The 18,983-nt window shown below is 55.1% G+C and carries 17 protein-coding genes; 2 read left to right on the top strand and 15 right to left on the bottom strand.

Going from position 1 to position 18,983, the window contains the following annotated elements; genetic code table 11:
• Positions 1-309: 309 nt before the first annotated feature.
• The 4 genes from LQ229_RS12425 to LQ229_RS12410 form a co-directional block, all read right to left on the bottom strand.
• Positions 310-756, bottom strand: coding sequence for a hypothetical protein (locus LQ229_RS12425; RefSeq protein ID WP_230191898.1), 447 nt, complete (start codon positions 754-756; stop codon positions 310-312).
• A 417-nt stretch (positions 757-1,173) separates the two neighbouring features.
• Complete coding sequence (locus LQ229_RS12420; RefSeq protein ID WP_230191897.1) at positions 1,174-2,757, bottom strand: SagB family peptide dehydrogenase; 1,584 nt, start codon at positions 2,755-2,757, stop codon at positions 1,174-1,176.
• Between the two features lie 19 nt (positions 2,758-2,776).
• Complete coding sequence (locus LQ229_RS12415) at positions 2,777-4,720, bottom strand: TOMM precursor leader peptide-binding protein (protein WP_230191896.1); 1,944 nt, start codon at positions 4,718-4,720, stop codon at positions 2,777-2,779.
• Positions 4,717-6,642, bottom strand: a complete 1,926-nt coding sequence (locus LQ229_RS12410) for a putative thiazole-containing bacteriocin maturation protein (RefSeq protein ID WP_216539355.1) — start codon at positions 6,640-6,642, stop codon at positions 4,717-4,719. The genes LQ229_RS12415 and LQ229_RS12410 overlap by 4 nt, the downstream gene beginning before the upstream one ends.
• 193 nt (positions 6,643-6,835) lie before the next feature.
• Between LQ229_RS12410 and LQ229_RS12405 the strand changes: the two genes are divergently transcribed.
• The gene (locus tag LQ229_RS12405) at positions 6,836-7,084 is read left to right on the top strand and encodes a hypothetical protein (protein ID WP_230191895.1); all 249 of its coding nucleotides are present in this window, start codon (positions 6,836-6,838) and stop codon (positions 7,082-7,084) included.
• Positions 7,085-7,394: 310 nt separating this feature from the next.
• Here the strand turns inward: LQ229_RS12405 and LQ229_RS12400 are convergent, their stop codons facing one another.
• Together LQ229_RS12400 and LQ229_RS12395 are read right to left on the bottom strand one after the other, a co-directional pair.
• Positions 7,395-8,195 (bottom strand): SDR family oxidoreductase, encoded by an 801-nt coding sequence (locus LQ229_RS12400; RefSeq protein ID WP_230191894.1) that lies wholly within the window; start codon positions 8,193-8,195, stop codon positions 7,395-7,397.
• Positions 8,196-8,244: 49 nt separating this feature from the next.
• The gene (locus tag LQ229_RS12395; RefSeq protein ID WP_216539350.1) at positions 8,245-9,423 is read right to left on the bottom strand and encodes an acyl-CoA dehydrogenase family protein; all 1,179 of its coding nucleotides are present in this window, start codon (positions 9,421-9,423) and stop codon (positions 8,245-8,247) included.
• 212 nt (positions 9,424-9,635) lie between these two features.
• On the opposite strand from LQ229_RS12395, the gene LQ229_RS12390 reads away from it, so the two are divergent.
• Positions 9,636-9,830: a hypothetical protein gene (locus LQ229_RS12390; protein ID WP_230191893.1), complete on the top strand. Its 195-nt coding sequence runs from the start codon at positions 9,636-9,638 to the stop codon at positions 9,828-9,830.
• Positions 9,831-10,510: 680 nt separating this feature from the next.
• Here LQ229_RS12390 and LQ229_RS12385 read toward each other — a convergent pair.
• The 9 genes from LQ229_RS12385 to LQ229_RS12345 form a co-directional block, all read right to left on the bottom strand.
• Positions 10,511-11,221, bottom strand: coding sequence for an ABC transporter ATP-binding protein (locus LQ229_RS12385; RefSeq protein WP_230191892.1), 711 nt, complete (start codon positions 11,219-11,221; stop codon positions 10,511-10,513).
• The gene (locus LQ229_RS12380) at positions 11,214-11,990 is read right to left on the bottom strand and encodes an ABC transporter ATP-binding protein (RefSeq protein WP_230191891.1); all 777 of its coding nucleotides are present in this window, start codon (positions 11,988-11,990) and stop codon (positions 11,214-11,216) included. Before LQ229_RS12380 ends, LQ229_RS12385 begins: the two co-directional genes overlap by 8 nt.
• A gap of 27 nt (positions 11,991-12,017) precedes the next feature.
• Positions 12,018-12,932 carry a branched-chain amino acid ABC transporter permease gene (locus LQ229_RS12375; protein ID WP_230191890.1) on the bottom strand — a complete coding sequence of 305 codons (915 nt, stop codon included), beginning with the start codon at positions 12,930-12,932 and terminating at the stop codon, positions 12,018-12,020.
• On the bottom strand, positions 12,929-13,810 hold the full coding sequence (locus LQ229_RS12370; RefSeq protein ID WP_230191889.1) for a branched-chain amino acid ABC transporter permease: 882 nt from the start codon (positions 13,808-13,810) through the stop codon (positions 12,929-12,931). The genes LQ229_RS12375 and LQ229_RS12370 overlap by 4 nt, the downstream gene beginning before the upstream one ends.
• A 62-nt stretch (positions 13,811-13,872) precedes the next feature.
• The gene (locus LQ229_RS12365; RefSeq protein ID WP_230191888.1) at positions 13,873-15,027 is read right to left on the bottom strand and encodes an ABC transporter substrate-binding protein; all 1,155 of its coding nucleotides are present in this window, start codon (positions 15,025-15,027) and stop codon (positions 13,873-13,875) included.
• A 34-nt stretch (positions 15,028-15,061) separates the two neighbouring features.
• Positions 15,062-15,469, bottom strand: a complete 408-nt coding sequence (locus LQ229_RS12360) for a PaaI family thioesterase (RefSeq protein WP_216539343.1) — start codon at positions 15,467-15,469, stop codon at positions 15,062-15,064.
• 28 nt (positions 15,470-15,497) lie between these two features.
• On the bottom strand, positions 15,498-17,063 hold the full coding sequence (locus LQ229_RS12355) for a class I adenylate-forming enzyme family protein (RefSeq protein WP_230191887.1): 1,566 nt from the start codon (positions 17,061-17,063) through the stop codon (positions 15,498-15,500).
• Positions 17,060-18,037, bottom strand: coding sequence for a zinc-binding dehydrogenase (locus LQ229_RS12350; protein ID WP_230191886.1), 978 nt, complete (start codon positions 18,035-18,037; stop codon positions 17,060-17,062). Before LQ229_RS12350 ends, LQ229_RS12355 begins: the two co-directional genes overlap by 4 nt.
• Before the next feature lie 15 nt (positions 18,038-18,052).
• Positions 18,053-18,862, bottom strand: a complete 810-nt coding sequence (locus LQ229_RS12345) for a VOC family protein (protein ID WP_216539338.1) — start codon at positions 18,860-18,862, stop codon at positions 18,053-18,055.
• Positions 18,863-18,983: the final 121 nt, after the last annotated feature.

Raw genomic sequence — 18,983 nt, 5'->3', positions numbered from 1 at the left:
AGGGGGAAAGTGTATCCACATAATGTTGACTTGAACCGAACGAACTGGGAAACCTCCACTTTTTTACAGTCCGCGAGGCAGATCCACTATATTCAGTGTTTGATATTACGGGCTTTCGAAATTTAGGATAATTTGAATGCTATCATGTTTATGGATTTGGCACAAATGCGGCTTCGGGAAGAGGGCGGCGCGGCGGGCGGCGAAATGAAAAAGCTCCGAAGTCGTTCGGAGCCTCAAACGGTTGACAAACCATTCATTTGCGCCTTGAGCAACAAACTGAAGCGCCGAAATGGTTCGGAGCCTTCTCGTCTACTGTGCGCCAAACACCAGACTGATCGCTTCTCCCAATTCGGACGGATAATGCTCTACCGGCTTTCCTTTCGCCTCCTCCCGATCCGCCGGATACCAGACATTCACCATAAGTTCCCGCTTATCGTTCGGGTCGGCGCTGAACGTTTCGTCGCGGGACTCGTCCGTGAGGTGCAGCGATATCGTGCCGACCGCATAGCTGCCGGTAGGTTCGGGCATTGAAAAAACGGGAAGCAACAGGCTCAAATATACGGAGATGCCCGTGGCGGCCAGAGTCAGGAAGGACAGCAGACATTTGGTCAATAGAGACTTGGACCGGCCTTGATCGTAAGGCTTGCCCTTTCTGTCGATCGCTGTACGATAACCTCTAACATTCTCATTATACAGTACCTCCATTATTCGTTTCGTCGTCGGCCGAGACAACCGCAAACGGTTCTTCTTCAGCATAAACGTTGAAGTACACTGCAATGTCAAGCTTTGTCGTTTCCTTCGCTTCGATCCGGTTATACCGCTTACTGAATGAGAGGGATATCGACAGAAGGCGGAATGAGGAGATACCTTATTTCCCTAAATATTGTTTTCCGTCATTTCAACAAAAAGCCGGTCAAGGATACCCTTAACCGGCTTTTTGCCATCATCTATTATTCGATTTCACGTTCCAAGCGAACGATGATCCAAAAATGAAAGGCGATACAAGTTGTAAATGAGAAGAATACTCCCGTTAGGTTCTTTCCCCAGCGGGATGGATCACAGAATTGTACAACTATGAGTCCCGCGTTCCCGGTTTGTACTGCAATGGTGTAACTCATTCTACACCGAAAGAGCATCCGCATACGGCATCGGTATGGCCGGGGAATGCCGGAGTCAGCTATGCAGCCCTCCTTCCAACCGCGGACGAGGACGATAGGGGCCGACCGGAATTTGGATCAGGCTGGTCCGATTGACCGGGGCCAATCCGTAAATCTCGTCGGAGACGTTCGCGTCGAATCCGAGGAGAGGCCGTCCTCCCATTCCGAGCGCGGACGCCGCCAGCAGCAAACGCTGCACGAGCATTCCCGCCTCCATCTGCAAAATGCGATATCCCCGATAACCGAATTCCGGCGCGAGAAATTGCCGATCGCCGGCCACATGAAAGCATAGCGGCACTTGGAGCAGGTTGACGTTGCCCAAATACATGCCTTGCTGCAGCAGGAGCCGATGATCCCCGGGCCGGATTCGGCGGAGCGCATGCGCCGCGAAATCGTACCGATAAGCGCCGTCCTGCACGCCTTCGACATGAACGAGGCAAACGTATAGTTGAATGCGGTTCGGAAGCGGGGCTTCGGGATCGCCCAGATCGTTGCGGTACGGCAAGGAAGCCGCAACTTCTTGCAGCAACGCGGACAATTGCCGCATCGTCACTTTGCCGAGCACGAACTCGGTCTCCGGCGAATGCCGATTGCGGCATGCTTGCGCCAAATCGTACGACATCGGCGGCGCCAAGGGCAAATAGGCGGAGCGAAGCCCGCTCCCCGGATTGTTTGTCTTGCCCGCCCGGCGGAAAGACGCTGAAGATTCCAACATGCTTGCTTCGTTCATCCGCACCAGCGCCGGAAACTCCTTCACCCTGCGCGAGCGCTCGACGCGTTCATGCCGGACGGCGGGCAATTCCCGGCACAGCCCGGCCGCGGAAACGACCGCGGCTCCCGGATCGGACCGGCCGCCGGCAGGCCAAGCGGCGGCAGGCTCCGCCGCAAGCGGAATGACCGCATATACGCTTTCTTCCCGCTCGGGCAGCCCGAGCAAATGATTGACCGCCCGGTCGAGAAATTGATAATGCGCGGCCGCCGCATAGCCGAACCGTTTCGCCGTTTCGAGCAGTTGCCCGATCAATACGCCGGTATCCAGCCCTTGCAGCCGATATGAGAAGTTTTTGTACTTGAAAAAATTTTTCCAAAACATGCTCGACACCATGACAACGCCGGAACATGCCGAAACCCGGCACCGGTTGCCGAGAGCCCGGGACAGATACAAATCGTAATCGCCTTCCCGCAGCAGTATGAGGCGATGATGCGCCGCATCGTAATGATAGACGCCCGCAGGAAGCTCCGGCGTCTTCAAGTAGAGATACAACTCGCTCGGATACAGTCCGCCGCCGGACGGAATAAACCTGCGGTACAGTTGCATCGTCCGCCCCGAAGATGCGGGCTGTCCGGCGCCGGGCGCTTGGCTGATTCGGGTTAGGCCGAATGAAAACCAGAGCAGATGGGCGATTTCGTCCAGACCGGGTACGGCGCCGGATTTCCGTTCGATTAGCGTCAGCGGCACTTCCGCCGATAACGGAAAGGTCCGCAAACCGCGGTAGAGCTTATACGGAAGCGGCGCATCGTCCCAATCGACCTGCTCGCTCGGCGGACCGGACTCGTAAGCCGGCGCGTGGAGATCTTGCAGAAAAGCGTCCAGATTCATCCTTCTCCCTCCTCGGGCGTTATGGGAACGGATGCGGATGCGGATTGAGCTGCTCCGGCGTCAGCGGACGCTCGGCGTATCCGAGCTGCGCCGGCACTTGCAGCACTCTCTTCAAACCGGTAACGCGGACGAGGCGATGGCCGAACGACATCGGCAGCATGCCCGGAATCAACACTTTCACGCAGTACAGTCCGTTTCGTTTCAATTCCGGGGTCGTCTGGTCCACGACAATGACATCAAGCTGCAATCGGCGGAACGCTTGCAGCACATCCTTCAGATCGTCGGTCAAGTCCGAATGCTTCAGCGGACTGCCGAATTGTTCGGCGAACGACCTGGGTGAGCCGGATTCCTCCAATAGAAACCGCAGCCGCTCCTCCGCCTCCGGCAAGCTGTACAGCATCGAATGGTCGTCCATCCCCCGCACCAACGACGGATCATGCAGCATGCGCGCAATGTCCTCCCGGTTCGCTGCGAATTTATCGTCGAGCGTCAGCGTCATCCCCGACAGTTCGTGGACGGCGCTTTTCGCCGCCCGTACCGGATCCGGATGCGCCCCGGCCGCGCAAACGAGATTGACGCCTTGCGATTTCCGGTTCTTCACCAATGCCCATACGCTCGGAATTCCGTTCTCCATCGTCGCGTCGTATAGAAACAGCTCGAAGCCCGCCACCGTTTGCAAGCGGTTCACCATCAAATCCAATTCCGCATCGTTCGCCGAGTATGGATCGAGACGCGGCAACGGCAGTCGCGCATACCAAGTAAGCAGAAACGCATCCCGCTCCACCACTTCCATCATGCCGTAGAAGATCGCTTCCTCCAAGCTTCCTCCGAGCGCGCAGCCGTTGGACGTTTCATAGACGAAGCCGGGTTCGCTGCTTGAACTGTAATAAGCAAGCATCTGCGGCACCAGGATCGGCTCTTCCCTTAAAAACGAATAGCCCCAAACCCAATCCATCGCCTCGTCGGGATCAAACGGCTTGAATGGGAAATCCGGCGATTCGTATTGTTCCTTGGCATATACCCCTACAGAAACGGGATGAAGCGCGTAATCCGCCAAATGGCGGTAGCTGTCGCGGACGACCGTTCGTTTGCCGCGGGGCGCCATGCCGCAATGCCGCTCCAGCCCTTCCAGAATGGCGGCCAGTTCGCTGTCCGCATAACTGTTCGTGCGGCCCGCCGTAGCTTCGTCATGCCCGAACAATGGAAGATTGACGCTCACGTCGGCGAAAGGCGACAATAGATCGACCATTTTGCCGTTCATTAAGCCGATGCGGTAATCCAAGTAGTCTGCCGTCAGAAAGCTGCGCAAGTCTTGCAGCGAACGGGTGCGGTAACCGTTCTCGTTTGCTTTCGGGCTTGGACGCAGCTCGATGCGGGCCGCTTCCGGCGAATCGTCGGGCAGCCGCCCGCACACGAGACATTGCGGTTCGGGGAGAACGAAATGACTTGTGCTTTGCAGCGTTCTCATGTCGATGAAATAGACCCGCTCTTCGAGAAGGGACCGGCCGCCTTGCAGCGCCTTCCGCGTCTCTGCCGCGAGCAGATGGGCCATATGCATGAGTCCCGTACGCGATGCCCACGCATCGGACGGTCGTCCCCCGTACGCTTCCAGCATGCGCCGAAGCTGCCACATCTCCTTGCGGTCGCGTTCCGCCTTGAACCGCCGCGTATCGGCGCATAGCGTGCATCCCGGCGCTTCCGGACGCACGAGCGGCCCGACCATGCCTTCGCCGAAGGCGACGAAGCCGCGCAGCCAAGGGATGCCCGCTGCCTGCAGCGCCGTTTCGGCTTGGCGATGGACGGCAGGATGATAAGCGTCAGACAATACGAGAGCGAAGTCCGCCTCTTCCGGAATTGCAGTTGTCGGATCGTTCTGACGCTCGATCCGAAATAGGGCGGATAGCTCCCCGTATACCAAGTCCGCCAGCACGCCTTCCCCGATCATTGCCACACATGCGCTCACCATGACTCCTCCTCCCGCAGCAACACCCCGTATACTCCGCCCGGCATGTCGTTCAGAAACGGCTCCACCGCCAAATCGATCACTTCAAGCGTCTTCCCGTTCTTCTTAAAGACTTGCATCGCCTCGCGCAACATTTCCGCCTGTTCCGCGATTGCAGGGACGCTCATGCTAACAGGGGCCCCCCTTCCCAGCAGCACGGACGAAACTTCCAACACTTGCGGACAACGGCAGGCGCTTCGATTCTGCTCTTTCTGCAGCGCAGCCTGCAGCGCCTTCCGCAGCGCCATCGTCGCATTCAGGGAGGCGCAGCCGTACCAGCGGTCGCCCGTCCCGACCCATACCGTCGGGAACCCCGAAACTTCCCGGCCGATGCCGATAACAGGCTCGCCCCGCAGCGCGGCGAGCGATTGCAAATAAAAGCGACAACGCCCGTCTTCCACCTCGCTTACCTGCACCGGCGCAACCGCGGGATTCGAATGCGCCTGCCGTTCCTCGAGCTCCAATGCCAGACAGGCTTGCAAACCGCGAACGACGCATTCCGCAGCCGAATCCCCCGCGCCGACGCCGATCCTCTGCCGCGGTTCCATAATCGCCCCGGCCAAACGCGATACGTAAGCTTCCACGCCGGCCAGCCCCGCTTCCTTCCGCGCTTCTTCATGAGTCAAACCGGAGCAGACGATGTCCGCGAGCAATTCCGCCGGTCCTTCCGACAACGGGTCGATCGCTTGAACCCGGCATTGGGAAAGCGGCAGTTGCTTCAAATCCCCTTCCTCCCACATACGGAAAATGCCCGTTTGCGCCGAGGTCAACCGGCTAAACAATACGAACGATTCATTCGTTCGATTCGCGGCGGCACGTTGTCCAAGCCGTTCCTCCAAGTCTTGCACCGGTTTCGGCTTAACGGCAAGCGCCCGATCGCCGACGAGCGGATGCGGGAGGAACCGATGCCAGCTTCCTTCCAACGTTTCCAGATTGAGCAGAAACACCGCATTCTCAAGCTCCGATTCTGCCGCTCCCGTCGCCGTTTTAAACCATTCGAACGCGATCACGTTCGCGAGCATTGCGCCCGCCGTAGCTGAAGGAGCATGCCGCTGCGGATCTTTGGCAAGCGCCGCATGATGGATGCGGCGCCAGGCCGATTCCCAGCATCCTTCCCTCTCCGGATGGACGAGCGGACCCGCGATGCCTGTTTGACCATAAAACATGGCCGGGATCAACAGCTTCTTCTCCTCCCGGCAAACCGCATGCAGAAGGCGGAGTTCCTCGACATCCCCTTCCGGGGATACATACAATACCGAAGAAAACGGTCGTACAATCTCCCGCCAACGATCGCTCCCTTCCTTCGGCCATTCCACTTCTTCGATTGCCACTTCGGGGTCGGTTGCGCGGGCATGTTCCGCCAATTCCGCCAATCGCTCCCGGTTGGTCGTCGATTCGTGCGTAATCAGCATGCTGAATTGGGGCAAGCCCGACTCAAGCAGCGCGCCGACCAGCGAGACGAATAGCGGGCCGGATCCCGCCGCGAGCACGCTGGATTGACGATAAGACTGAAACCGGTAAGCGCCGGACGAACCGAAACTATCCAAAAAAGCGATTTGCCCGGCGTATTTGCGGACGATGTCATCCTTCAACCGATGCGGGAGATCCCGGCTTACATCCCGAACAAATCCTTTATTGACGAGCGCTTCCGCAATTTCATATATCCGGTTTCGGTGCGGGTCCTCCATGCCGTCCGTCAATTGTTCCATCGTGTATTCCCCATTGAACATCGGAAGCAATTTCTCGATCCACCGGTCGATCGCTTCTCCTTCCATCCGAAACGTGCCTACATTGTTCCGGAAATAAACGCCGCCGTTTGGAACCGGGAGATAGAACGTATCTCCGTTGGTTTTCAACCGTGCGGCAGGGGTCAATAATGCCATCTCACTCCTCCTTTCCTTACGATCATTCGCCAACCGCCGACATCCGTTCTAGGTATATATATGTAAGCCGATTTGTCCTTCATGTTATGCGGGAATAAATTGAGACAACCCCTGCCGGACCGATCGGCCGTGCAGGGGCGGGCATTGCTCGTTAACTCTTGCGGATACAGGCTGACACCGGTCAGCCGCATCGATGATGGCAAAATCCTCCGCACCGATGGTGGCAGAAACCGCCGCAAAATCCTCCGCAGAAGCCGCTGCAAAATCCTCCGCAAAAACCGGCGCAGAAACCGGCGCAGAAACCGCTGCAGAAGCCGATACAAAGACGGGTCGGATCAGCCTGATTTGGGCCAGATTGCTGTATTCCCGGGTACGGCCCGGCGGCATACTGACTTTGATTCCACGGCGTCATTTCTCCCGTTTGGAATTGGTTCACGCTTAATTGTTGAAGATCGTTTTTGAAATCGTTCATTTTTTACAAACCTCCGTAAATTTTTTAATTGTTGAGGAAAAGGAATATTTGATTACAATCTATGGAATCATCTCCGCACTTGTTACTGATGAAGACGCCCATTTTTTAGGCCATTGTCCTTGGTCGTCTCTAATAAGACATCGCCGGACGCTAATTCATCCCGTTTTCGCCGCTCAAACGAAAATCGGGAACGAAAATGCCTTAGTTACGAATGAAAATTCGCAAACAAGGCATAAACGTCCCCAATGCAAGGGAATATTGCGGTTTGCCACCCATGATGCTATCTTAACAGCGCGCCGCCTGAAATTTTGACCGCTTCGCCGACGATATTTCCGGCTGCTTCCGTCAGCAAAAAAGCAACGGTCCGGGCTACCTCCGCAGGCGTCGTGATTCTCCCGGACGGGATGCCTTCCTTGGTGCGGCGGATTTGTTCTTCAAGCGATTCTCCCGTATATTCCGATTGTTTCCGAATAACCGAATAGCCCATTTCCGTTTCGACGAAACCGGGGCATACGGCGTTCACGCGGATTCCATGCTTGATCGCCTCCAGCGCCATACAATGGGTAAAGCCGATCAAGGCGAATTTGGACGCCGCATACGCGGTATTTCCGTAGCTTCCCCTAAGACCCGACAAAGAGGATACATTCACGATCGCACCTTCCTTGCGGGTTTTCATCGACTCGTATACCTTCTGGGCGAGCAGGACGGACACTGTATAGTTCAGATGCATAACACGTGTCAACTGCTCCTCGTCAAGCTCCTCCATCGTGCCGGCTTCGTATATGCCCGCATTGTTCACCAGAAAAGACGGCGGTCCGCCCCATTTCTCCGCCTCGGCCACAAGAAGGTCACGGCCCGCCTGCTTCGACAGGTCGGCCGGTATTATATGAACGGCCGCTTCCGGAGCTTCCCGGATCACGGATCGGCGCAACCGTTCCAGCTTATCGGCGTTTCTTCCCGTGACGGTAACCGCTGCGCCCATGAGAACGGCCTCCCGCACGATCGCCTCGCCGATTTCGCCGGACGCGCCGGTTACGATTCCATGTTTGCCGCTTAACGCGTCTTTTGCAAAAACCGACATTCGTTCGCACTTCCTTTCCGCTCCGGCCATCCTCCGATCGGCCGGGCAATTACGGCTTTTCCTGCAGCGCCCTTCGCGCCAGCCCGAGCCGGACGGCGTCTTCCATCGGCGGATTATGGAGGCCGGCGCGTACGTCGCGGTACCATCTTTCCAGCGGAAGCTTGCGCGACAGGCTCGCCCCTCCGACAATTCGCATGGCAAGATCAACAACCGAAATCGCGTTGTTGACCGCCACCGTCTTCGCCAGCCCCAATTCGTTCCTCAGCGCGGATTGCCCTTGCGGATCGCGGTCCCAACGGTCCGCTACCGAGTACAGCAAGGTGCGGGCGGTAATAAGCTTTTCCTCGATCGCACCGATTTTGTCCTGAATATGAGCCAAATCCGCGATCGGGCCCGGCAAGCTGTTGGGACGATATTCCCTGGCGTAACGGATGGCGAAATCTCTGGCCGCCCAAGCGATTCCGAGATAACAAGCCGGAATATGCAGCATCCAGCCGTTGCCGTCATCCTCATGCGGGCCCGGCGCCCGGTCCGCCCGGGTCATTCTATCGCGATCGGGCACGAATACGTCTTGGAGGATCAGGTCGTGGCTGCCGGTCGCTCTCATTCCTAGCGTGTTCCAGGTTTCTTCCACTTGAATCCCGGGTCCGCTTCGAACCAGAAAATCCGCCGTTCCCTCTTCGCCGTCCAGGCTGGCGGATACGATAAAATGGCGGAGAATCGGACTTAACGTACAATATGTTTTCCTTCCGCTAATCAGCCATCCTCCTTCGGCTCTGACCGCTTTCGTTTCAAACCGTCCGCCGCGCGTCGGACTCCCCGTAGCGGGTTCGGAGGCGAAGACGTTAATGAGCGCGCCATCCCTAGCGACTTCCCTGCAGAACTCGGCGAACAATTCCTCCGGCCACAGCCGCGTGCGCGAATAATGGAGCATCAGGCCGATATGCCATCCGACGGCCAAAGCCGTCGAACCGTCGCCCCTTCCGAGCCTCTCCTGGGCCAGAAGCGTTTCATACAACGAAGCGCCGTCTCCGCCGTACTCTTGCGGTACGGTAAGCTTCAAATAACCCGCTTTGCGCAATTCCTCAAAGTTATCGAACGGAAAAGAGCCTTCCTCATCGTGAACGGCGGCTCTTTCGGCGAATCCGGCAGCCAGCCGGTCGGCCATGGCCGTTATTTGTTCTTCTCTCTCGTTGCGTACAAAAGCATCGGAGTAACGTGACGGCATATGAAAGCCCTCCTACAAGTTTTATATAGCCGCTTTTGTCGAAATCCCCTTGGTTCAGAAGCCGTCTTTTCTCCGTCCTGAGCGAATGGAATTTCAACAAAGGGTGAAAAAAAGATGAATTCCGGGGCGATTCAACATTAACGCTCGAAACAACGCTGACGTGACATCGATAAAAGCAGCGGATTCGAGTTCAGGGAAGTTGTAAGGCGTGATTGGCCGGAACTTACCGTGGCGAAGACGAGAATTCCTGCAAAAATACAGATATTCAGCCATCAAAACAGGAAATGAGGCAACAAGTCTGCGATGATACAGGAATTTCCGTCCCAAACCATCCCTTCCTCCATCGAAGCGAGAAAAAAGATGTATTATCGCAGGAATTGCTGCATCAACCGATCAAAACGGGTTAAAAGATGCACATGGAGTCAATTTCATCATTCACCACCGTTGGTGTAACTGGCTTTATTGCACATATTGAAGGGCCTACCTCCCTAGGTGATCCGTGCGGACCTACGCTCCTTATTGGCGCTAACGAAACTCGCAATCCTTATTGGGCTCAAAATGAAGAGTTTCCCAATTTAACGAAAGTACGTATCGCTATTCATAGGAAATCGGCGGTTTTATCGCCTTTTTCCCTTCAATAGCGTGTTTCAGTTTCGTTACAACGAGCAACAAGGTGATTTACAGGCGATCAGCGTGTCTACGTTTCGTTAGCGCACACGATGGGTCGTCGGCTCCAAGCGGTATTTTGAAATTGACTCCATTTGGTACCCAACACTCCAACAAAACCGGACATATGGCCGAAAATAGAGAATTGTGGGGCGCTAATAGGGTATTTTGATAGTCAAGCGCTCCGGCGCACGGTAACGCCCATACTGGTTCTGGGCCGGGGCCGACGAATTCTTGCAATGCGCGGATGGTTCAGAACGATGGGCTGGTGCCGACGAATTCGAGCCATGCCGCGGAAGCACCGAACGATAGTCCGGTACCAACGTCTTCATGCAATGCCGCAACGCAAGCCGGAGAAGACGTGCGTTTCGCCGCGAAAGGGGCAATTCGTTCGCCCAATCAGCCGCTATGTCCGTTACGCTCAAACGCCGATCGACCCCAAATATTCGGCCATCAACTCGTTCTGAGACCGCAATCGTTCCGGCGTTCCTTCCAGCTTGATTTCGCCGGTCTGTATCACATAGGCCCGGTCCACATGCTTCAAAGCCAGTTCCACATTCTGTTCCACAAGGAGAATCGTCATGCCTTCCCTATGAATTTCCCGAATAAGTTCAAACACCTGCTTGACGACCAGAGGTGCCAAGCCGAGCGACGGTTCGTCCAGAATAAGAAACGAAGGCCGAGACATGAGCGCTCTTCCGATGGCCAGCATCTGCTGCTCTCCTCCGCTTAAGTTCCCGGCGCGCTGCGTTTTGCGCTCCAGCAGCCGCGGAAAAAGCTCATACACCCTCCGCAAGTCTCCGGACAGTTTCTCACGGCCATGACGATATCCGCCAACATACAAATTTTCCTCCACCGTCAAATCGGCAAAGATCCTTCTGCCTTCCGGGACATGGCTGATTCCAAGGCGAGGCACCGCCGAAGGCGGAGTGCCGGTAATGTCGTTGCCCTGAAACATGATTTTGCCCGATGTAGGAGGCACCAGGCCGGAAATGCTGTTCATAATTGTAGATTTCCCGGCTCCGTTCAGACCGATCAGGCCGACAATCTCTCCCCGATCCACGCGCAGACTCGCTTCCCTTACCGCCACGACAGAACCGTACGCGACCGTAAGCCGTTCCAACTCAATCATCCAGATCACCTCCCAGATAAGCTTCGCGGACGATATCGCTGTTTCTCACCTCATCGGGCGTTCCGTGGAAAATCAATTTGCCGTAATCCAGCACGAGCACCTCCTGGCTCAAACTCATCACGACATCCATATCATGCTCGATCAGCACGACCGTCAAACGGCGATCTTCCCAGATTTGCCGAATCAGTTCGACCAGTTGGCGGCTTTCATACGGGTTCATTCCGGCGGCCGGCTCGTCGAGGAATAAAATCCGCGGCTGAGCGGCCATCGACCTTACGATTTCCAGCCTTCGCTGATCGCCGTAAGACAGGTTTACGGCCGGTTCGTCCTTTTTGCCCAACAATCCGAAAGAATCCAGCAGCGATTTCGCTTTCTCTTCCGTCTCTTTCTCTTTGCGGCGAAATGCCGGCAAGCCTAGAATCCCGCGAACGATGCTCAAATCCGAGCTTTGATGAAATCCGGCAAGCACATTTTCCATCACGGACAAGCCCTTAAACAACCGCAAATTTTGGAACGTCCTGGCGACGCCTTTTCTGGAAAACTCGTCGGGCCGTTTGCCATGGACCGCTTCCCCGCCGATTTCAATCGTTCCATGGGTCGGTTTGACCGCGCCGCTCAGCAAATTGAACAGCGTGGATTTGCCCGCGCCGTTCGGCCCGATCAAGCCGATGAGCTTCCCTTCTTCCAAAGCATAGGAAAATTGATCGACCGCCCGCACTCCGCCGTAATATTTGCATAATCCCTCTGCCTTTAAAATGATATTGTTCATGGTATTCATCCCCTACTTGTACAAGGTTTAGGATCCTTTTTTGCCGAGAATCCCCTGCGGTCTCCACAACAGCACAACGACCAATACGAGCCCGTATATGAGCATCCGGTAGTCGGCCAAATCCCTTAGCAGCTCAGGAATGGAAGACAACAGAACGGCTCCGACGACAGGGCCGAGCAAAGTGGACATGCCTCCGACTACGACCATAGCCATGATCATGAAAGATTCCAACGGACTGAAGGTATCGTAATTGATATAAGTCATATAGTGGGCGAACAAGCTGCCCGCCATCCCCGCCAGTCCCGCGGAAAGGGTAAAAGCGATGACTTTATAGCGGACGACGTGGACGCCGAGCGTCGCGGCCGCGATATCGTCTTCCCGAATCAGGCGAAACGTCCGTCCGACCGGAGAACGGTACAAGCGCGATAGGCCGAACAAGACGAGAAGCAGCAATAGGAAGCAAAAATAATACATGCTTCTGTCGGTTCTTATTTCGAGCGTAAACAGGGAAGGGAACGGGATGCCCGGAATGCCGTTAGGCCCGTTCGTCAGCGTCTCCCAATTCAGCAGGACCATCTGCACGACAATGCCGAACGCCAGCGTAGCCATCGCCAAATAATGGCCTTTCAGCCTGAGCACCGGAATAGAGAACAGAAAGCCGACGAGTGCGGTAATCAGAATCGCACCGATCAAGCCGACCAGGAAAGGCAGGTCCGCACGCGTGGTCAGCAGCGCGGAAGTGTAGGCGCCGATGCCGAAAAAACCGGCATGGCCGGCCGACACCAGCTTGACCTGTCCTACCAAAACCCCTAAACCGAGAGATAGAATCGCGAAAATACAAGATATGACGGCAATTCTTTGAATATAGATATCATTGACGACTAGGGGGAAAAGCAGAAGAAGCGCAATGAGCGCGATAGCGGCAATTTTCTTCCTGTTCATAGTTTCTCCTCCACCGATTTCCCCATAATGCCGTTCGGACGCAGCAGCAGAACCCCAATCAATATCGCCATCGCAATCGCGTCTTGATAGGCTACGTTAATATAGCTCGCCGTCAATACTTCCAGCACGCCCAGCAGCAATCCGCCGACGATGGCTCCGGTCATGCTCCCCAATCCGCCCAGGATGGAAGCGGCAAATGCTTTCAGTCCCATGGAAAATCCGAGTCCGGGATAAATCGCGCCGTACAAGGCGCCCATGAGCGCCGTAGCCGCTCCCGCCAACGAAGAGCCGACGGCAAACGTAATAATAATGATCCACTCGGGACGGATTCCCATCATGCTGGCGGTTTGAGGGTCGCTGGCGGTCGCCCGGATCGCCCGTCCCGTCCGCGTCTTGAACAGCCAGTAGTTGAACGCCGCCATAATCAAGATACAGGAGACGAGAATGACCGCCCGGATGCCGGTAATTTGCAGGCCTCCAAAGTTCAAATTGCCGATGCCCACTTCCAGACGGTAGTTGATTTGGCCCGGTCCCCAAATGATCATGGCCAAATTTTGCAATATGAGCGATACCCCGATGCCGCTGATCAGAGGAATAATGGCTTCCGACTTGCGGTAAGGGCGGAAAGCGATTCTTTCCACGCCGATTCCCAATACGGCGGCAATGGCCATCGCCAGTAAGAGAACAAGCCAGAAAGGCAGATGGCCGAACCCGAAAATCACGATCGAAATTAACACATATCCCGAGAACATCAGCACATCGCCGTGCGAAATATGAAATAAACGAAGAACCCCGAATATTAAAGTAAAACCTAATGCAATGAGGGCGTAGACGCCTCCCAAAGCGAGGCCGTTGATAAGTTGTTCAACGATAATCATGCCAAACTCCCCATTCGACAAGGATGCCCGCCGACCGCAAGAAAAGAGCAGGCATCGAAGGTTTATTTATGAAGCACAAACTTTCCGTCTTTGACTACCAGATTATAATATGGCTTGTTGACATCGTCTCGTTTCTCGTCAAACTTGATCTCCCCGGTCACGACCGGAAAACCGTTCAGTTTCTCCATCTCGTTCCGAATGCCTTCCCGCGTCGGGCCTCCCTTATCCAGTCCTTCCAGGACGGCCAGCGTGGCATCGTGAGCCAATGCGTTGAAGTACCCCGCTTCGTGGTTGAACATCTCCCGGAAATCTTTTACAAACGTCTGCACCCGCTCATCTTCGGCTTCCGGGAAGTACAAAGAGTCCAGATATACGCCTTCCACCGAGCTTCCCGCTTGCAGGAAACCTTCGGAGTCGAACGGAGAAGCGCCCATGAAATCGGCCTGTATCCCCATTTCTTTCGCTTGTTTAATAATGAGAACCCCTTCGTTATATAAGCTTCCCAAATATAGAAGGTCGGGATTGACCCCTTTCACTTTCGTGAGCGCGGACGTATAGTCGATGTTTTGTCCCGGAGGATAGGAATCGAAGACAGCCACTTCGGCCCCGAATTGCTCCGCAAACCGTTTAAAGGCGTCGGCGTTGGACTTGCCCCAGTCCGAGTTGATGTACAGCACCGCGATTTTTTTCTTGCCCAATATATTTACCGCATAATCCGCCAAGTTTTCCCCTTCCATGTCCTGTGTCGTGGAACTTCGGAAAATCCACTTCGTTTCCTCTTTGGTCAAATCCGGATGCGAAGCCGTCGGCGTAATCATCGGAATTTGGTTGCGCTCGTATATCGGAATGCCGGCATAGGTGGCCGAACTGCTCCAATGGCCGATCACCGCGAGCACTTTCGAGTCCGATGCGAGCTTCTGGGCAACATTGGCCGCTTCTTTGGGATCGTTCTTGTCGTCGCCGAACACAAGCCTTACTTTTCTTCCTCCATATCCGCCTTGATCGTTATATTTGGAAACCGCCAATTCCGCCCCTTCCTTGAAGGCCTTGCCGTACTCCGCTCCGTCGCCGCTCATGGGCCCGGCCACCGACAGTACGATATCTTCCTGCGAAGAGCCGCCATTCTCGGCGGAACCGGCAGGGCTGCCGCAGGCGGAGACGACCAAAGTCAAGGCCAGCAGGACGGAAACGACGATTCCATACGTTTTGTTGTTCATGTTCATGCTCCTCCCCATGTATAGCGCATATCTGTTAAGCCTGTGCGGTGCTGTACAGCCCTCGTCCTACAGCGATTTGCTTGCCTTCGACGTTCTCGACGGCAATATCGGCGATCCCTAACGAACGCCCGTTTTTGACGACCGTGGCGATCGCATACAAATCTTCCTTGCGGGCGGGCCTCAAATAATCGATTCTTAGGTCGACCGTCGGCAGCCCCCGGTTGTGGAGCGTAATCAAGGCGAAATCTCCGGCAATATCGATGAGCGAAGCCAGGATGCCTCCATGAATATACGTTCCGGACTCGTCTCCCAGAAATTGTTCGCGAAACGGCAAACGGAGCTTAATATATCCTTCCTTCGCCTCGACAAGCTCCAATCCCAAAAACTGATGGTACCGCGGACGGTTCAAAATAGATAGCAAACGCTCTGTATCGATACTCATATGTTCATTCCTTCCCCCGTTCCCGATTCTACCGTTGAACGGTCTGCAATAATGTTTTCAATGCGGCTTTGTCGACCTTGCCGGTACCGGACAAGGGCAGGCGTTCGAGAAAAAGGACTTTGCGCGGATGGGCGTAAGCCGGACCCCGCTCCAGAAAGAAGTCCTTGACCTCCCGCTCCGACAGGGCGGAACCCGGACGTTTCACTACAAATGCGGCAGGGGCGTATCCTTTCATGTCATAAGTCATGCCGATCACGCATACGTCCGCGATATCGGGATGAAGCGACAGAATGTTCTCGATCTCTTTCGGATACGCTTTCTCCCCGCCGATGTTGATCATATCGTCCTGGCGGCCGATGATATAACCGTACCCGTCCCGATCGAACCGGACGAGGTCGCCCGTTTTCAGCCACCCGTCGGGAGTGATTCGCTTGCGCGTCGCTTCAGGCAAATTCCAATAGCCTTTCGCTACTCCAGGGCTTCTTACCCACAGTTCTCCGATTTCGCCCGGTGGAAGCGGGCGTTCTTCCCCGTCCGTACTGACCGCTCTTACTTCGCATCCCGGAACGGGCAAGCCCGACGAGCCTTGGCGTCCGGGCACCGAACGAGGCGACGCAAGCACCTGGGGCCCTCCTTCGGTAAGGCCGTAAGCTTCCAATATTTCGGCTTGAAACGTGTCCTGCAATTCCAGCTTCAGTTCCTCCGGAACTTCGGATGATCCGCATACGAGAAATTTCAAGGATGGCAGACGGTGGCCCGGATATTCCTTGCAATAGGCCAAAATCATTTTATACATGGCCGGGACCCCGGTCGTATAGGTCACCTCATACCGCTCGATCGCGCGAACGACATCTTCCGGCTGGAACCCAGGCAAAATGACGAGGGACGCCCCTTTGAACAGGCACGGCTTCACGGCATTGATCATCGCGTTCTTATGGTACAGAGGAACCGAGACAAGAGACCGGTCCCCGCTTCCGATTCCAAGCGCCTCGCAGTTTGCTTCCGTATTCCACCATTGCCCTCCATGAGTCAGCATGCAGCCCTTCGGCCTTCCGGTAGATCCGGAAGTGTACAGCAAGAAACAAAGATCGTCGTCCTTCATCCGTTCAACCGTCAACTCGTCCGGCATGCGGGAAGCTTCCTTCTCGTAGTCGATGGCGGCGGGGAAACCGCCTTCTTGATTCATCGGCTGATCGCCGACAAACACCCTCGGTTCCGTTACATGAGGCGATTTCACATGAACCGCTTTATCCGCCAACGATTCGTGATAGACGAGCAGCTTTGCTCCGCTGTCCGTCACGATATAAGAAAGAGCGCCCGTATCGAGCTTCATATTCAAAGGCAGCGGCACTGCGCCGATTCGCATCAATCCGAAACAGATTTCGATGAAGCGATAGTCGTTCGGGAACAACAGGGCCACCCTGTCGCCTTGACCGACGCCATAAGACCGGAACAGGTTCGCCGCCCGGTTCGTACGCCGCTCCAGTTCCCGGTAACTTACGGAGACGCCTTCCGCTATTAACGCAATTTGATCGGGAACGCGACGCACCGCTTCATGGAACAGCTCTCCGAAATTTCCCGATTGAGGTCTCACGGCTTTATAATCACCTTTCCGAAGATTTCCCTTTCCTCAATAATCCGGTGCGCTTCTTGAATCTCTTCGAGCGGAAGCACGCGGTCGATAATCGGCTTCAATTTGCCCTCTTGCACCAAGCTCAACAATGTTTCCAGATCGCTGCGCTCCCATGCGTTCGAACCTAATATAGCAATCTCCCTTACCCAAACGTATCTTAAATCCGTTGTCGCCTCGAAACCGGTTGTGGCTCCGCAAGTAAGGATTCTTCCTCCAACTTTAGTAGCTTTGATGCTCTTCGGCCACGTTTCTTTACCGGTATAATCGACGATAACGTCGGCGCCCTTTTTCCCGGTAATGTTCCAAGTTTCCTTGGAGAAATCCTCTTTAGCGTAATTGATCAAATAATCGGCACCCAAGCCTTTCAATTGTTCGAGCTTGCTGTCCGAGCTTGCGGCGGCAATGACGGTCGCTCCGGTCAGTTTGGCGATTTGGACGGCAGCCGTACCAACCCCTCCGCTCGCTCCCAGAATCAGGATCGTTTCGGACGCTTTCAATTGCCCTCTCGTAATCAGCATTCTCCAGGCGGTACCGTAAGCGATCGGCAGCGAAGCGGCTTCTTCAAAGGAGATGCCTTCCGGGATCGGAATGCAGTTCGCCGCCGGAACTTTGGCGTATTCGGACAACCCTCCCGTCAAGTCTTCGCCCAAAGCCTGCCCGTTGATGAGCGGATCGATCAGAACGCGATCCCCGAGGTTCACTCCTTGCACGTCGCCGGCGACTTCAACAACCTCTCCGGCAATGTCTCCTCCGGAAATATGCGGAAGCTCCAGCGTTCTTCCCGGAATTCCTCTTCGTACGAATATGTCCAAATGATTCAAACCGCAAGCTTTGACGGCAATCAGCACTTCCCCCGATTGAAGCTGAGGCTTCGGATATTGTCCAACGACAACGTTGCTGCGGTCTCCATGTTTGACAATTAAAGCTGCTCTCATTCTAATAAGCTCCTTTTAGTGAAATTGATATTCGCTTCCAAACAAGTCTTTCGTTTGCTTCGCCTCCGCGCCCTCGAAACGGACGAGAAACGGGCCGGGACCTTTCGCACTTAAACGCTGCCGGGTCAATCCGGGACCCGTCGGGGAACAGAACACCAAATCCCCCCCGGGAAGGCGAAGCTTGATGCAGCGCGCCGCAATCTCCGGATCGTCAAAGGGTTGTTCGGGTTCCAGATTGCACAGTGCGCTCCAAGTTGCGACGGTTGCGTCTAGCGATTGTGAGGCAAATAGAACTTCCTGCAACCGGACGGGGCCGAGCGGATGCTCCCGAATCAACTGCCGTTGCTTCAGCTCTTGTTCGCGCTCTCGATCCGATTGCTTCCAATCGATAAAGAAAGGCGGCAAACTTTCATCGGATGCGAGACGCTCCACAAAAAACATCGACCATTCCAAGATACTTCCGTCCTGGCGGGTCCGCCTTCCGGGGAAGGGTCCTTTCACGACTCTCCCGAGCTTACGAATATATTCGGCCGCTCCTTCGATATCGTTCGTGCGCAGTGCGATCGTCGACAAGCCTTCGTTCCCTGGAAGCTCCCTTACGGCTTCCTTAATGAGTTCGTTGTCGTCGACTTTCAACGCCGTTTCCGGCCTGTTAATCCCGAGAAATTCGATATAGCTTAAACCGAAATAGCACAATGAATTGAACGAGCCCCACTGCGAGTGCTCTCCGCCCATCGAACCGACAAGTCCGATCTGCGTTAATTCCCGAAGCGCACGCTCAGGTTCCTTAACCAGGTGAACCAGATGGTCGAAATTGAATTTCACGCAATCACCCCCGTACGACGATTTTCGACTTCATTCGTTCAAACCCCTTATACCGATAAATCTTATTTGTTTTATCGGAATTAGTCAATATGAAATTACGGAATTGCTAAAAATCAAAAAA

Source organism: Paenibacillus sp. CECT 9249 (assembly GCF_918697855.1).
In the GTDB taxonomy this organism is placed as follows: domain Bacteria; phylum Bacillota; class Bacilli; order Paenibacillales; family Paenibacillaceae; genus MSJ-34.
The sequence above is the reverse complement of the archived record's forward strand: the minus strand, read 5'-3'. Positions and strand labels throughout refer to the sequence as shown.